The sequence below is a fragment of the Paenibacillus sp. FSL P2-0136 genome (assembly GCF_037975325.1).
Lineage (GTDB): Bacteria > Bacillota > Bacilli > Paenibacillales > Paenibacillaceae > Paenibacillus_AQ > Paenibacillus_AQ silagei.
This window is the reverse complement of sequence record NZ_CP150244.1, coordinates 5521993-5537959: the sequence shown is the minus strand read 5'-3', so window position 1 is coordinate 5537959 and position 15967 is coordinate 5521993. Positions and strand designations below refer to the sequence as shown.

Annotated in this window: 6 protein-coding genes, 7 tRNA genes and 3 rRNA genes; 13 read left to right on the top strand and 3 right to left on the bottom strand. The window is 49.8% G+C overall.

Annotation, left to right across the window (positions count from 1 at the left end; translation table 11 throughout):
* The first annotated feature begins 164 nt into the window (after nucleotides 1-164).
* The 11 genes from NYE26_RS23450 to NYE26_RS23400 all read left to right on the top strand — a co-directional run bounded on the left by NYE26_RS23450 (nucleotide 165) and on the right by NYE26_RS23400 (nucleotide 8761).
* Nucleotides 165-1709, top strand: coding sequence for a LysM peptidoglycan-binding domain-containing protein (locus NYE26_RS23450; protein ID WP_339250487.1), 1545 nt, complete (start codon nucleotides 165-167; stop codon nucleotides 1707-1709).
* Nucleotides 1710-2172: 463 nt separating this feature from the next.
* Nucleotides 2173-3733, top strand: a 16S ribosomal RNA gene (locus tag NYE26_RS23445).
* Between the two features lie 248 nt (nucleotides 3734-3981).
* A 23S ribosomal RNA gene (locus NYE26_RS23440) occupies nucleotides 3982-6908 on the top strand.
* 215 nt (nucleotides 6909-7123) lie between these two features.
* A 5S ribosomal RNA gene (gene rrf, locus NYE26_RS23435) occupies nucleotides 7124-7240 on the top strand.
* The 16S, 23S and 5S rRNA genes sit together here, the layout of an rRNA operon.
* A gap of 760 nt (nucleotides 7241-8000) precedes the next feature.
* Nucleotides 8001-8075 (top strand) — tRNA-Glu (locus NYE26_RS23430).
* Nucleotides 8076-8149: 74 nt separating this feature from the next.
* A tRNA-Val gene (locus NYE26_RS23425) sits at nucleotides 8150-8225 on the top strand.
* Nucleotides 8226-8265: 40 nt separating this feature from the next.
* A tRNA-Met gene (locus NYE26_RS23420) sits at nucleotides 8266-8339 on the top strand.
* A 9-nt stretch (nucleotides 8340-8348) separates the two neighbouring features.
* A tRNA-Asp gene (locus tag NYE26_RS23415) sits at nucleotides 8349-8426 on the top strand.
* 32 nt (nucleotides 8427-8458) lie between these two features.
* Nucleotides 8459-8533: transfer RNA gene (locus tag NYE26_RS23410), tRNA-Gly, on the top strand.
* Nucleotides 8534-8539: 6 nt separating this feature from the next.
* A tRNA-Arg gene (locus tag NYE26_RS23405) sits at nucleotides 8540-8616 on the top strand.
* Between the two features lie 66 nt (nucleotides 8617-8682).
* A tRNA-Leu gene (locus NYE26_RS23400) sits at nucleotides 8683-8761 on the top strand.
* A 70-nt stretch (nucleotides 8762-8831) separates the two neighbouring features.
* Here the strand turns inward: NYE26_RS23400 and NYE26_RS23395 are convergent.
* On the bottom strand, nucleotides 8832-9779 hold the full coding sequence (locus NYE26_RS23395; protein ID WP_339250485.1) for a hydroxyacid dehydrogenase: 948 nt from the start codon (nucleotides 9777-9779) through the stop codon (nucleotides 8832-8834).
* A gap of 99 nt (nucleotides 9780-9878) precedes the next feature.
* Between NYE26_RS23395 and NYE26_RS23390 the strand changes: the two genes are divergently transcribed.
* On the top strand, nucleotides 9879-10805 hold the full coding sequence (locus tag NYE26_RS23390; RefSeq protein ID WP_339250483.1) for a LysR family transcriptional regulator: 927 nt from the start codon (nucleotides 9879-9881) through the stop codon (nucleotides 10803-10805).
* 49 nt (nucleotides 10806-10854) lie between these two features.
* Here NYE26_RS23390 and NYE26_RS23385 read toward each other — a convergent pair whose 3' ends face one another.
* Complete coding sequence (locus NYE26_RS23385) at nucleotides 10855-12471, bottom strand: response regulator (protein WP_339250481.1); 1617 nt, start codon at nucleotides 12469-12471, stop codon at nucleotides 10855-10857.
* A gap of 4 nt (nucleotides 12472-12475) precedes the next feature.
* Nucleotides 12476-14296: a sensor histidine kinase gene (locus NYE26_RS23380; RefSeq protein ID WP_339250479.1), complete on the bottom strand. Its 1821-nt coding sequence runs from the start codon at nucleotides 14294-14296 to the stop codon at nucleotides 12476-12478.
* A 317-nt stretch (nucleotides 14297-14613) separates the two neighbouring features.
* Here NYE26_RS23380 and NYE26_RS23375 point away from each other — a divergent pair, with 317 nt between their 5' ends.
* Nucleotides 14614-15960, top strand: coding sequence for an extracellular solute-binding protein (locus NYE26_RS23375; protein ID WP_339250477.1), 1347 nt, complete (start codon nucleotides 14614-14616; stop codon nucleotides 15958-15960).
* The last annotated feature ends 7 nt before the right edge of the window (nucleotides 15961-15967 follow it).

The window sequence follows — 15967 nt, the reverse complement described above, 5'->3', positions numbered from 1 at the left end:
TGGAAGGATTTTTTTTGCATATAGGGATGTCATTCGCCCATGGGCTGCATAAGATGTAGTAACGAAGGAGGCGGCTGTACCGCAACTACCGAATCTGGAGGGCTATCATCCCTGAACCGGGGTGCAGTGCCGATCAATAGATACTTTTAGGAGGTAAATGCTGCGTGAAAATACACATTGTTAAGCAAGGTGATTCGCTGTTCGCGTTATCACAGAAGTATGGAGTGCCGCTGCAAAAAATAATCGAGGCCAATCCGCAAATCACCAATCCAGATGTGCTTGCTGTAGGAGACAAGGTCAAGATCCCGGCTGCGCCCGTAGCTCTGCCTGTTCCGGACAACAACGATATCTACTATAAGCATACAGTCAAGCAAGGCGATACCTTATGGAAGCTCTCCAAGGCTTGGGGAGTTACACTCAAGGATATGATTGATGCCAACCCGCAGCTTAAGAACCCTAATGCACTGATGACGGGTGAAGTCGTGAATATCCCTAAGAAAGTCAGTACCTCTCCAATCCAGGCCCAATCCATCGATCCGGTAAAAGCTAATACGACCCCAATTCAGGCTCAGTCCACCGCTCCGGCAGTGGTCGATAAAACGGCGATTGGCGGTAAAACCTACACTGGTGTCATCGAAAAGCCGGCTCCCGCACCAGCGCCAATTCCTGCACCTGCTGCAGAAGCAGTCCCTATTCCGTTGGCGGTTCCTGCACCTAACCCTGCACCTAACAAAGCGCCGGAAGTCAAGCCCGTTCAGGAAGCCGTCTATGAGAAACAAAGCTTGTATGTGCAAATCTCTGTTCCCGCGCAGGAAGAGAAAACCAAAGAAGTGCATCATAAGTCAGAGGTTCAGCCTGCCGCCTGGGATGAGGGTAAAACCTCGCCCTTGGGAAAGAGCGATGGCTATCCCGGCCTTAGCGAGAATCCGTATTTTATGAATTATGCACCCGTGTATCCCGTATATGAGCCAATGGCCAATATGAATATGAACAATATGAATATGAACAATATGAATAACGCTCCAAGTTATGTTCAGCCTGCAGCGTTTATGCCGGAATGCCCGCCGTTCTATGCTCAGCCGGTTAATCCTTGTCCGCCTGGACAATACCCCGGAGCATGGTATCCTAATGCAGAACCGGATTATAACAATGTGAATATGTCAGCAGTCAGCCCTGTCAGTGACAATGCTGCGTTTGCTCCGCAGTACCAGAGTGAGCAGGTTAATCTTCCGTGGCCTTCCTGCGGATGCGGCGCAATGTCGATTCAGCCCTATCCTTATGAGCAGCCGATGTATAACGGGTATCCGGTGTACGGCATGCCGCAGATGGGGATGGTTTCTCCTTATGCTGGAGGAATGAATGCCATGCCTAACGCGGTGTCACCGATGTATGAACAGCCTATGCTATCGAATATTCCGCCATATCCGGCTTATCCGGGCATGGAGAATTTCGCCCACAACCGCGTACCCGAGATTCAGATTCCTGAGCCTGTAGTGGAGGAAGCGGAGGAGGTGCCGGATAAGGGGCGCACTGAGGCCACAACAGCAAAGGATACAAAACCAGGGAAATCCAAACCGGCAGCGGCAAAAGCGAAAACCTCCAGCCAGAACTCTGCCGCCAAGGATAAGGCCCACTCCAAGCCGCGTTCGAGCTCAAGCGGACGTTCAAGTACAGATAAGAAGAATCAGACTCCTTGGATTCCCAATTAAGAGGATAGTCCCTAAGATGAGAGTTGCACATGCAGGTCCTGCTAGATATGAGGGCCGGCATGTGCTTTTGGGGCATGGTTATACAGGTACAGAGGCTTGTATAGGATATCTATGAAAGTCTATAGTACTATCTCGAAAATAGTAGAAATTAAGGGTTGTTAGCAGGGATATATAATGTTATATTATATATCCAATCGCAAGGCGGGTGCCTTGCACAAGGTTGGACATGTTGCTCTGATGAATACACACTTTGCTTCATCGAAAATAAGTGTTGCATTCAGAAGAAGAACATGTTATATTATAAGAGTTGCTGGTGACGAGATAATCGACACTAACAACGAGCTTGATCTTTGAAAACTGAACAACGAGTGAGTATCTGGAGATCACTTCGGTGAGATCCAAAAATGAGAATGTAAATTCTCGTCAGATGTTTCAAAATGAGCAATCGCTCTTTCTAAATACCAATTTGGAGAGTTTGATCCTGGCTCAGGACGAACGCTGGCGGCATGCCTAATACATGCAAGTCGAGCGGAGTTTGAGAGGAAGCTTGCTTCCTTTCAGACTTAGCGGCGGACGGGTGAGTAACACGTAGGCAACCTGCCCTCAAGCCTGGGATAACTACCGGAAACGGTAGCTAATACCGGATAATTTCTTTTTTCTCCTGAGAGAAGAATGAAAGGCGGAGCAATCTGCTGCTTGGGGATGGGCCTGCGGCGCATTAGCTAGTTGGTGGGGTAACGGCCCACCAAGGCGACGATGCGTAGCCGACCTGAGAGGGTGAACGGCCACACTGGGACTGAGACACGGCCCAGACTCCTACGGGAGGCAGCAGTAGGGAATCTTCCGCAATGGGCGCAAGCCTGACGGAGCAATGCCGCGTGAGTGATGAAGGTTTTCGGATCGTAAAGCTCTGTTGCCAGGGAAGAACGTCCGGTAGAGTAACTGCTGCCGGAGTGACGGTACCTGAGAAGAAAGCCCCGGCTAACTACGTGCCAGCAGCCGCGGTAATACGTAGGGGGCAAGCGTTGTCCGGAATTATTGGGCGTAAAGCGCGCGCAGGCGGTTATTTAAGTCTGGTGTTTAAACCTTGGGCTCAACCTGAGGTCGCACTGGAAACTGGGTGACTTGAGTACAGAAGAGGAAAGTGGAATTCCACGTGTAGCGGTGAAATGCGTAGATATGTGGAGGAACACCAGTGGCGAAGGCGACTTTCTGGGCTGTAACTGACGCTGAGGCGCGAAAGCGTGGGGAGCAAACAGGATTAGATACCCTGGTAGTCCACGCCGTAAACGATGAGTGCTAGGTGTTAGGGGTTTCGATACCCTTGGTGCCGAAGTTAACACAGTAAGCACTCCGCCTGGGGAGTACGGTCGCAAGACTGAAACTCAAAGGAATTGACGGGGACCCGCACAAGCAGTGGAGTATGTGGTTTAATTCGAAGCAACGCGAAGAACCTTACCAGGTCTTGACATCCAACTAACGAAGCAGAGATGCATCAGGTGCCCTTCGGGGAAAGTTGAGACAGGTGGTGCATGGTTGTCGTCAGCTCGTGTCGTGAGATGTTGGGTTAAGTCCCGCAACGAGCGCAACCCTTGACTTTAGTTGCCAGCAGGTGAAGCTGGGCACTCTAGAGTGACTGCCGGTGACAAACCGGAGGAAGGTGGGGATGACGTCAAATCATCATGCCCCTTATGACCTGGGCTACACACGTACTACAATGGCCGGTACAACGGGAAGCGAAGCCGCGAGGTGGAGCCAATCCCAGCAAAGCCGGTCTCAGTTCGGATTGCAGGCTGCAACTCGCCTGCATGAAGTCGGAATTGCTAGTAATCGCGGATCAGCATGCCGCGGTGAATACGTTCCCGGGTCTTGTACACACCGCCCGTCACACCACGAGAGTTTACAACACCCGAAGTCGGTGGGGTAACCCGCAAGGGAGCCAGCCGCCGAAGGTGGGGTAGATGATTGGGGTGAAGTCGTAACAAGGTAGCCGTATCGGAAGGTGCGGCTGGATCACCTCCTTTCTATGGAGAATCGTTTCCTGCAACGGAAACATTCAAATCGGAAGCTTTGCTTCCACAATAGAACCCTTGGGTTCGAATACTCACTCGTTGGTCAGTTTTGAGAGTTTAAGCTCTCATCTTTAACTTGATCCTTGAAAACTGGATACCGAAACGAATTTGCGTTTTAGAACATTCCTTTAAGCTGAACTTGTTTACACAAGTTTCATATTAATGGCGATACTAGCGATTTTTCTTAGGGAAAACGCATTGGTTAAGCTACTAAGAGCACACGGAGGATGCCTAGGCGCCAGGAGCCGACGAAGGACGTGGCGAACAACGAAACTGCCTCGGGGAGCTGTAAGCAAGCTTTGATCCGGGGGTGTCCGAATGGGGAAACCCAGCTGTGGTAATTCGCAGTTACTCGTATCTGAATACATAGGATACGCAGAGGCAGACCAGGGGAACTGAAACATCTAAGTACCCTGAGGAAGAGAAAACAATAGTGATTCCGTCAGTAGCGGCGAGCGAACGCGGAACAGCCTAAACCAAGAGGCTTGCCTCTTGGGGTTGTGGGACGTCTCACATGGAGTTACAAAGGAATATGGTAGGCGAAGAGGTCTGGAAAGGCCCGCGATAGAGGTAAAAGCCCTGTAGCCTAAACTGTGTTCTCTCCGAGACGGATCCCGAGTAGTGCGGGGCACGTGAAACCCCGTATGAATCCAGCAGGACCATCTGCTAAGGCTAAATACTACCTGGCGACCGATAGTGAAACAGTACCGTGAGGGAAAGGTGAAAAGCACCCCGGAAGGGGAGTGAAATAGAACCTGAAACCGTGTGCTTACAAAAAGTCAGAGCCCTTTCTATGGGTGATGGCGTGCCTTTTGTAGAATGAACCGGCGAGTTACGTTTAACATGCAAGGTTAAGGTGAGAAGCCGGAGCCGCAGCGAAAGCGAGTCTGAATAGGGCGATTGAGTATGTGGACGTAGACCCGAAACCGTGTGATCTACCCCTGTCCAGGGTGAAGGTGCGGTAACACGCACTGGAGGCCCGAACCCACGCATGTTGAAAAATGCGGGGATGAGGTGGGGGTAGCGGAGAAATTCCAATCGAACTCGGAGATAGCTGGTTCTCCCCGAAATAGCTTTAGGGCTAGCCTCGGTGAATGGAGTGGTGGAGGTAGAGCACTGATTGGGTGCGGGGCCCGCAAGGGTTACCAAGCTCAGTCAAACTCCGAATGCCATTTACTTCTTGCCGGGAGTCAGACAGTGAGTGCTAAGATCCATTGTCAAAAGGGAAACAGCCCAGACCATCAGCTAAGGTCCCCAAGTGTGTGTTAAGTGGGAAAGGATGTGGAGTTGCACAGACAACCAGGATGTTGGCTTAGAAGCAGCCACCATTGAAAGAGTGCGTAATAGCTCACTGGTCGAGTGACTCTGCGCCGAAAATGTAACGGGGCTAAACACACCACCGAAGCTATGGCTAGATGCTTTGCATCTGGGGTAGGGGAGCGTTGTATGTGGGTTGAAGGTGTACCGTAAGGAGCGCTGGACAGCATACAAGTGAGAATGCCGGTATGAGTAACGAAAAGATCAGTGAGAATCTGATCCGCCGAAAGCCCAAGGTTTCCTGAGGAAGGCTCGTCCGCTCAGGGTAAGTCGGGACCTAAGGCGAGGCCGACAGGCGTAGTCGAAGGACAACAGTTTGAAATTACTGTACCACCGTAATCCGCTATGAGCGATGGGGTGACGCAGGAGGGTAGTGACGCGGACTGATGGATGTCCGTCTAAGCAGTGAGGCTGGTGTGCAGGCAAATCCGCACATCATTAAGGCTGGGCTGTGATGGGGAGCGAAAATTATAGTAGCGAAGGTCATGATCTCACACTGCCAAGAAAAGCCTCTAGCCAGGAGAAGGTGCCCGTACCGCAAACCGACACAGGTAGGCGAGAAGAGAATTCTAAGGCGCGCGGAAGAACTCTCGTTAAGGAACTCGGCAAAATGACCCCGTAACTTCGGGAGAAGGGGTGCCTCGGTAGGGTGAATAGCCCGAGGGGGCCGCAGTGAAAAGGCCCAAGCGACTGTTTAGCAAAAACACAGGTCTGTGCGAAGCCGCAAGGCGAAGTATACGGGCTGACGCCTGCCCGGTGCTGGAAGGTTAAGGGGAGCGGTTAGGAGCAATCCGAAGCTGTGAACCGAAGCCCCAGTAAACGGCGGCCGTAACTATAACGGTCCTAAGGTAGCGAAATTCCTTGTCAGGTAAATTCTGACCCGCACGAATGGCGTAACGACTTGGGCGCTGTCTCAACGAGAGATCCGGTGAAATTTTAATACCTGTGAAGATGCAGGTTACCCGCGACAAGACGGAAAGACCCCATGGAGCTTTACTGCAGCTTGATATTGAATTTGGGTACGATCTGTACAGGATAGGTGGGAGCCGTGGAGGCAGGAGCGCAAGCTTCTGCGGAGGCGCCGTTGGGATACCACCCTGATCGTATCTAGGTTCTAACCTAGTGCCCTTATCGGGTACGGGGACCGTGTCAGGCGGGCAGTTTGACTGGGGCGGTCGCCTCCTAAAGAGTAACGGAGGCGTTCAAAGGTTCCCTCAGAATGGTTGGAAATCATTCGCAGAGTGCAAAGGCATAAGGGAGCTTGACTGCGAGACCTACAAGTCGAGCAGGGACGAAAGTCGGACTTAGTGATCCGGTGGTACCGCATGGAAGGGCCATCGCTCAACGGATAAAAGCTACCCTGGGGATAACAGGCTTATCTCCCCCAAGAGTCCACATCGACGGGGAGGTTTGGCACCTCGATGTCGGCTCATCGCATCCTGGGGCTGAAGTAGGTCCCAAGGGTTGGGCTGTTCGCCCATTAAAGCGGTACGCGAGCTGGGTTCAGAACGTCGTGAGACAGTTCGGTCCCTATCTGTCGTGGGCGCAGGAAATTTGAGAGGAGCTGTCCTTAGTACGAGAGGACCGGGATGGACGTACCGCTGGTGCATCAGTTGTTCCGCCAGGAGCATGGCTGAGTAGCTACGTACGGACGGGATAAGCGCTGAAAGCATCTAAGCGTGAAGCCCCCCTCAAGATGAGATTTCCCAGTATGTAAGACCCCTTGAAGACGACGAGGTAGATAGGTTGGAGGTGGAAGTGCAGCAATGCATGGAGCTGACCAATACTAATCGGTCGAGGGCTTATCCAAGAACTACCCCAAAAAGTGAAGATGAAGCTGACGAAGCGGATTCCGAATACTTTCCGGGGGCCCCGTAAGAAGGGCGAGCGCAAATTCGTTTCGGATTCAGTTTTCAGGAATCAAATTGTAATTTATGGAGCTCAAGTAGCTCTGTAAAGAAGATTTGTTTTCAGCATTTGGCGATGCTGAAACCTGAATAATAGCATTTGATATTCAAATGCCCGTTTGGTGGCGATAGCGGAGGGGTTCCACACGTACCCATCCCGAACACGACCGTTAAGCCCTCCAGCGCCGATGGTACTTGGACCGAAGGGTCCTGGGAGAGTAGGACGTTGCCAAGCACTTAAGACCACTGTTGATTATCAATGGTGGTTTTTTGTTGCGTGACTTTATCTATTCGATGCTGGTATACCTGGATTCAGGCTATGGCGGAAGCATTACCTATGACACTAGTACCTCATCAGATCTAAAAGGATGAAAAGGATGAATAAGCTTGTTAAACCTTATCAACCCAAAATCTAACGGACCGGAGAGATCTTATCCCCGCGAAAACGCCACTTTTTGCAGCTTAACGGACTCAGTGGACCTTATCGTCTCTCTATGAGATGTTTCGGAGCTGAAGTGCAAAGGATAAGGCTTGTGGAGTCCGTTACTCGCCCAATTGACGACTTTCTTCCCAAATAAGAGCACCTCAGTCCGTTACGCTAAGCCAAACGCCCCTGAAGAACAACTCCCGATTGGAAAAAAGAAGTAATTTGAAGAGGAATTGCGTCTGCTCCACTATTTTTAATCTGATGCAGTACTAGTGGAAGAAGCGTATTTCATAGAGATTGTGGGCAGGCTGAGACGCGAGGGACGAGATGTTCGTCAATTTAACCTTGTCTGCTTCCTCTGAGACTCTATACTGTTGACTGGAGAGCCGTGATGAAGGCAGGAGTCCCTGGGGCGCTTTACAGATGGAGAGATGTCTTAGAGGGCATGAGAATAAGCTCATTGCATGTGATGTAGATACTGACCATATACAATATTAATATTTCTATTGTATTATACTGTTTTATTTGATATAATATCTTTTGTTGTCGAAAGATTGTTTGCTTATCTGGCTCGTTGGTCAAGGGGTTAAGACACCTCCCTTTCACGGAGGTAACATGGGTTCGAATCCCATACGAGTCACCACTTTCATCTTTAATAAAATTAATGGTTGTATATCTTATGGAAATGTGTTATGATCATTAAGTTGCTTCTTCGATGGAGGCTTAGCTCAGCTGGGAGAGCATCTGCCTTACAAGCAGAGGGTCGGGGGTTCGAACCCCTCAGCCTCCACCATGCAGACTTTGCAAGCTAGAAGAGAATATTTTTTTACTGACGCGGGGTGGAGCAGCCCGGTAGCTCGTCGGGCTCATAACCCGAAGGCCGCAGGTTCAAATCCTGCCCCCGCAATATTATCTTGGAACCGTGGTGTAGTTGGCCTAACATGCCTGCCTGTCACGCAGGAGATCGCGGGTTCGAATCCCGTCGGTTCCGCCATTTTCATTAAAGCAGTTGAATACATACCGTGTGCGGACGTGGCTCAGCGGTAGAGCATCGCCTTGCCAAGGCGAGGGTCGCGGGTTCGATTCCCGTCGTCCGCTCCATATTTTGCGCCCTTAGCTCAGCTGGATAGAGCGTTTGACTACGAATCAAAAGGCCGGGAGTTCGAATCTCTCAGGGCGCGCCATTACTATTTTATTGAATGTTTTTCATCTTAAATTTAATTATCCATGATGGATATATATGATATTAAGCCGGCGTGGCGGAATGGCAGACGCGCTCGACTCAAAATCGAGTGGGAAACCGTGGAGGTTCGAGTCCTCTCGCCGGTACTACCAAAAGGTTTATGACATTGTATTTTGGACAATGTCATAAACCTTTTTTGTTTTTATTGCACTGAAACTATAATAACTGATTTAGCCTGCTTTCAGGCTCTTCCCCGTTTTGTACACGTTTTATATTCTTTATGAAGAAATCATATCTTTTTTGGTGGAATTTCCGGCCGTCAGGCATTCCTGCGGTATGGGGAGTAAGGATCACATTATCCAGAGTGTGGAGCTCACTGTCTATAGGAAGCGGTTCGGATTCATACACATCCAGGCAGGCTCCGGAAATATCTCCGTTTTTTAATGCGTCCAGCAAGTCTCTTTCGTTGACAATCCCCCCGCGGGCGGTATTGATAAAAATAGCAGTATCCTTCATTTTCTTGAAGACTTCTTGGTTCATCAGGTGCTTGGTTTGCTCAGTCAAGGGTACGTGAACACTGACGATGTCGGATGTGCTTAGGAGTGTATCGAAATCGGTCATTTTCACTATGCCGTCCGATGGCACTTCGGTACTTCTCGCATAAGCCAACACATTCATATCAAAAGCGCTGCAAAACGCAGCTACCTTTTTTCCGATAGCGCCCAGCCCGATAATCCCCATGGTTTTGCCCTCTAATTCACTTCCTGTGTACTCCAAATGATGTTCATCCATCCTGTTTTTCATGAAATGATCAAGAAACGGAATGTTTTTATAATAAGCCAGCATTAGTGCCATTACGTGCTCGGCCACGGCCTGAGCATTCACTCCTGCCGCATTGGCCACCCAAATGCCGAGCTGTGTACAGGCGGGGATATCGACATTATCATAACCTGCACCTGTCTGTACCAATTTTAATTTTTTGGCGCTAGCCAGCAGGCTAGGGTCCACTTGGATATGTTCAGGAATGAGGACCTGGCAATCTTCAATATGATGCTGCATATCTTGTCCGGGCGGGACAATGATAACGTTCCAGTCTTGCGGAAAATACCCGGTAATCTTTGATTGTGCAGTTTCGTTAAAATGACCAACGATGAGAACCTTCATAGCTAAACCACCTTTTCATAACCTGGACTATTTGACCCCTTGTCTGTGTTAATGATAATTTTAGACATAAAGAATAATGTTGTAAAACGCAAATATTTTGTGAACTATATTAATATTTTCTATATATTGAGGAGGTATTCTATGTATTTTCCTGGGATAGAAGCGTTTTTAGCTATCGTACGGACTGGGAGTATAAGTAAAGCGGCCGATCTGCTGCATCTGTCACAAGCAACGGTAAGTTACCGCTTAAAGACATTAGAGCAAGGGATGGGCGGCCTGTTGGTGGAGCGAAGAAAAGGGGCAGCCAAAATCAGCCTGACCCCAAAAGGGGAGAACTTTTTTAGTATTGCGGAAAGATGGGAGGCGCTCTGGAGGGAAACGCAAATTTTAAAGGCGAATGGTTCGCAGTTAAGTCTGGCCATAAGCGCTGCCGAAAGTATAAGCCACTTTGTCTTGCCTCCGGTATATAGAATGCTTAATCAGCATACTCCGTCCATCCGATTGCAGATTCGTACGCAGCATACTCAGGAGGCTTTTGATAGTATTGAGCGGCGTGAGATGGATGTGGCGTTTGTGGTACGGGAAATTGTTTCGCCTAGCGTTACTGTTCAACCGTTTTTCACTGAAGAAATGGTACTGTTGCGCTTGGCTGTACCAGGGCGGCAGGCTGGAGATACGGTGGAAATGGAAGAATTGGCGGCAGAGCATGAAGTCCTCGTCAATTGGAATCGGGAGTTTCAATTCAGACATGACCAGTGGTGGGACCCGCTGTGTCCGTCCCGTGTACATCTGGACTCAGCGGGACTCATCACTACTTTTTTGACGAATGCCAGACAATGGACAATTGTGCCCGCTTCGATTGGCGTCCATATGAAGGGGATGGGAGAATTTGTTCTTCAGAAGCTGGCGGTGTCAGTGCCCCCCAGAGTAGGCTATAAGGTAACTCATAAGTTTCCAAACCAGGCGTTACACGAGCCCCTTCAGATTCTTGATAACTATCTGCAAATTAGATTTGGACACCAGTGATCTGGCTTGCCGCCATACGCCGCTGATGATGGTCTTGCAGCTTTTGCCGTTAATTCAGCTGCGAATAATTCAGCTTGTATTCCTTGGGGCTCATCCCGGTGTATTTGGAGAAGACATGGGTGAAATAGGCCGGGGTCTCGATGCCGACGGCTTCGGCGACTTCGAAGACTTTGCTGGCAGGGTTGCGCAGCAGCTTCTTGGCCATTTCAATCCGGTATTTATTGATGACGTCGATGATGGACTCGCCGGTCACTTTTTTGTACAGGCGGCTGAGGTAGCTGCTGTTGATGTGAATATGGTCGGCAATGATCTGCAGATTCAGGTTCTGGTTGTAATGCTCCCGTATATATTTTTGGCATTCGATGACGATGTAATTAGGCTGGTTGTCATTCTGCGCAATGGCCTTCGAGCAGCTCTGTATGAGTCGCATGAGGATATCTGCGAGCAGCTGAATGCTCTTGCTCTCCTGAATTTGCTTGTACACCGCCGACTGGTTCTCATCCATCTCCGGTTCGAAGGGCTGGCTGGCACTCAGCAGGCGGAAGCAGTAGGACGCGATAAGCAGGCAAGCTACTTTTACATTCTCAATCGGCTCTTGGTGGCTCCGGTAGCTCTTGAGCAGCTGATCCAGCTGCTTGACCGCCTGATCGCTCTGTCCTTGCTGCAGATATTCGGCAATCTGCTCGGCAGCATGATGGGGAGGAGCACCGGGAGTAAGGGTCTGGCTCGCATGAGGCATATACACGGCGACATAATTATCGTTATAAAAGCTGCCCTGCAGCGCCTCGCGGGCCTCCTGGTAAGCTGCGGGCAGGGTCAGCACATCCCGGTGCAGCAGGCTGATACCGATATTGACATGGTATTGCCGGAAGTGCTCCGCCATGGCCAGAATTTCATTGCTGATCGTGAGCAGGGTCTGGGTGGAGACGGGTGCATTGCCGCTGCCCATGGAGACAATCGCCAGAAGAGCGTTTTTCTCCATATTCAGAATATAAAAGGGGCGTTCCGCGAACGCCAGTGTAAGGAACTGGCGGATGGAGGCCAGGAACCGGTGATGATCATTGGTCTGTGCTCCAGCAGAGGCATGGGGGCCGGGCATATCCTTAACTTCCATATAGACCCCGAAATAGTTCTCCAGCTGCAGTCCCAGTTCTCTGGAGCGGCTGAATAAACCGGCTTCATCGCTGATCAGGCCTTCGACGGCCTCCTTTAGAAATTTCTCGCTGATTTCAGACAGATTGTCATGAATCTTGCTCTCCAGCTGCCTTACCTTCTGCTTCTGCTCTCTTTCCTTTTCCAGCAGCCGCGTTGCTTTTTCAATGGCCCGGGGAATCTGCTCCGTTGGATTGGTCTTGATGACAAAATCGACCACCTCATATTGAATAGCCGTCTGGGCATAGGAGAAATCTGCGAAGGCTGTCAGAATGATCACCTTGATCTGCGGGAAATTCCGGTGCACATAGTCCGATAGGGCAAGGCCATCCATCCCTGGCATACGGACATCGGTAACGATAATATCGATCTCATAATAGCCCAGCAGCTCTACGGCTTCCATCCCGTTGGAGGCCTCACAGCTAACCTCGCAATGGAGCAGGCTCCAGTCAATAAAGCATTGCAGCCCTTTTTTGATAACAGGCTCATCATCTACAATCATGACATTATACATGCGATCATTCCCCCAAATCTGTCGGTATGTGAAGGGTAACCCTGGAGCCTGCCCCCGGCTCGCTCTCGACCTCAATTCCATACGGCTCGCCGTAAATCAGCTTGACCCGCTTATGTGTATTAATCAGACCAATGTTGTTGTGGCCCTGTTTGCGTATCGTGAGGTTCTCGTAATTGTTCCAATCCTGCGGAATCTGGTCAAATCCGTTGCCATTATCCGTGATTTCAAAAAAGACGGAGTCGTTCCGGCGGTAGATATGAATATGGATCATACCCTTGCCCAGCTTTTTCTCCACACCGTGCACCACCGCATTCTCTACCAGCGGCTGGACACTCAGCTTGGGCAGCAGCAGATCCAGCAAGGCATCATCCTCGATCTGAATCGTATACTCCAGCTTATCTTCGAATCGCTCCTTCTGCAGATAGAGATAAAATTTGATGAAATCCAGCTCCTGACGAATTGGAATCTTGGCCAGGCTGTTCGAATAAATACTCGCCTGCAGCAGCTCCGTAAGGGAGGAGACCATTCTGTAAACGGTCTCATCTCGGGACATTTTGGCTTTGTAGCCGATCGTAATGAGCGTATTGAACAGGAAATGGGGATTCATCTGGGCTTGCAAAAATTTGATCTCCGACTCCTTGATCAGCAGGTGCTTCTCGTACACTTCCTTAATGAGATAATTGATCTCATCCGTCATATTGTTGAAGGTGGCACTGAGCTGGTTAAGCTCAGCATCCTTGTACGCCGGCATCCTTGTGTTGTAATTCCCCTTCTGCACTTTGCGGATATTGCGCAGCAGATCGCGGACCACCCGGGTAAAACGTAAGGAAATTACAATTCCTGCTGCAAGGGAGACGAAGGCAATCAGCATAATAATCCATATGTAGTTATGCATGCTTCCGGATAGTCTGGAGAGCACCTGCTTCTTCGGAATGCCTGCAATAAAAGTAAGCCCGGTGGTGCCGATGCTGCGGGAGGCAGCCAGGTAAGTCTCCTGGCCCAGCTTGACTTCACTTACATCGGTATTGTCTTTGAGCGCTAATATATCCGGTGAAACGACGGAACCCAGCTCCTGCTTGCCGGCACTGGAATAGATGGTTCCCCGGCCATCAATGATGTAGGCCATAGCGCCTGTGAAGGCGAGCAGGCCGGAATACTCCTCGGCCAAATCAGCCTCATTCGTGCCAAAGATCAGCACCAGACGCTGCCGGGGAAGATTGATATTGGACATGACGCGTGTGAAATAAATGGTGGGGTCACCGGGGCTTGGCTTCAGAATCTCCTTGCCTCTGACCATTCTGCCATTCACCGATTGATAGACAGCGAGATTGTTCTTATTGGTCTGTTCAATATTGGGCGGTGTCTTCAGAACGGATACATAGTTATCGCTATCAAAAAATACAAAAGCCGTTGATAACAGGCTGATATTCCAGGCATTGTTGAACATGAGGCTATACTTCAGGTCCTCTTCCATTTCGGTTTTGTTGACGAATTTCTTGTAGAAATCATCGCTCAGCGACATATCGTCGATTAACCAGTTTCTTAACATTTTGTTAGAGAGAAAATGCAGGGAGGTGTTATCGATAATCTGAAAGGATTTCTCAATATTATCGTTGGTCTGGCGGATCAGAAGAGACAGATTAGCATTGGCGTTCCTGGTTAGAATCTGGGAGATGTTCCAGTAGAAATAGCAGCCGGCGAAGGTCATCGGCAGAAGAATCAGAAGAACGATGATAATTACAATTTTATTCCTGACGGGAATACGGGTGAATAATCCGGAAACCGGGCGAAGGCTGAGCCATCGCAGGATAAGCTTGTTGGACATGCAGACTGCTCCTTGGTGATGATTCATATGATTAAAGGTATTATATAATTTTTGGCGGATGGCGAATAGCCGGACAGGGGGAAAACAGGCCGTTTTGGCCAATGTGGTAAAGAAAACGAAGAAGAGTTAAAGAAATCTGAAAGCCCTTTCAGCTCTGCTGCTGCCTTTCCCTATTTGCTCAAGATATTATAAAAGAGTATACGGAAAAACGAATTCATTCGCCGTTTTCTTTGTTCTACAATGAGAGCTGTAACAAACTGCAACGGCTGCAGGATTACGCTTTTGCATAAGGCCATCATTATTAAGGGGGATTTCATTTGAAAAGATCGAGGGTTAAAACAGGCATTACTCTGGCAAGCGCTCTGCTGCTGGCTATGTCCATTTCAGCTTGTGGAACAGAGAATTCAGCGGATAAGGGCGGGGCTGACGGGGCAGCGGGCTCGAAAAATACGGCACCTGCGGCCAAAGCGCCGGTCAAAATATCCTATCTTACCTTCCGGGTAGGCACACATGCGTCCGCCAAGATGGAGGAAGAACAGATCAAGCAGTTCAATGCCAAGTACGGCAATGAAGTGGAGGTTGTGGTTGAAGAGATTCCAAGTGATGCCGCATACGTTGACAAGATCAAGATTCTCGCCGCCTCCGGGGATGTGCCGGATGTTGTCATGGGCAAGGACGGAATTAACGATGTTCTGATCAAAGGCAATCTTGCAACCCCTTTCAATGAATATCTGGATAAAGATGCGGAATGGAAGGCAGCCATCGGTGAAGATGCTCTCGCTTCCAATACACGGGACGGCAAGATCTGGTCGATCAGTGATCAGAAGCAGAACATCGGTTACTTTTACAATAAAGAAATGTTCGAGAAGGCAGGAATCAAACCGGCGGAGACCTGGGATGAATTCATGAGCAACAACGAGAAGCTGAAGGCGGCAGGCTTCGTTCCCCTCGCACTGATGACCGGGGAGAATGCCTGGACGTCCAATCTGATTCTTGCCGCGATGATCGGCACTAACGGGGAGAACGGGAAAGCGTTCATGAACACCCTTCACCCTACCGACTTCAATACGCCGGAAATGATTCAGGCGCTGAACATGATGAAGGAGCTGCTGGAGAAGTATACCACGAAGGATGCGCTTGGAGCGGGATATGCCAATGCAGCGAACGCGTTCAGCCAGGGCAAGGCCGCTATGATTGCCAATGGTCCATGGATGATTGGAGATTTCAGCGATCCGACCAAATCCGGTGAAGGCTTCGATAAAAAAGTGGGAGTCGCGGCTTATCCGAATAACAGTCTGATCTCCACCTATGAGGTTGGCTATATGATCGGAGCCAAGACGCCGGAAACCCGCGATGCCGCCGAGAAATTCATCAAGTTCAAAACAGGGCTTGAAGGGCAAACCATCGCGCTTGAATACGGGAATGTAATGCCGGTATCGAGTGAGGTTCAGCCGTCTGATGCCCTTAAAGAGAAATATCCGATCATGGTCGAATCGATCACAGTCGCTCAAAAAACACAGCTTCATTACCGGACCCTCGACTCCATCGTGTATCCGAACGTAACGGATGCCTGGAAGAACCAGTATCCGAAGCTGGTTGCCGGCAAGGCAACAGCAGAAGAAGTCGCTAAGGAACTGACGGAAATTGCTGCTAAGAATAAATAAAGCAGTA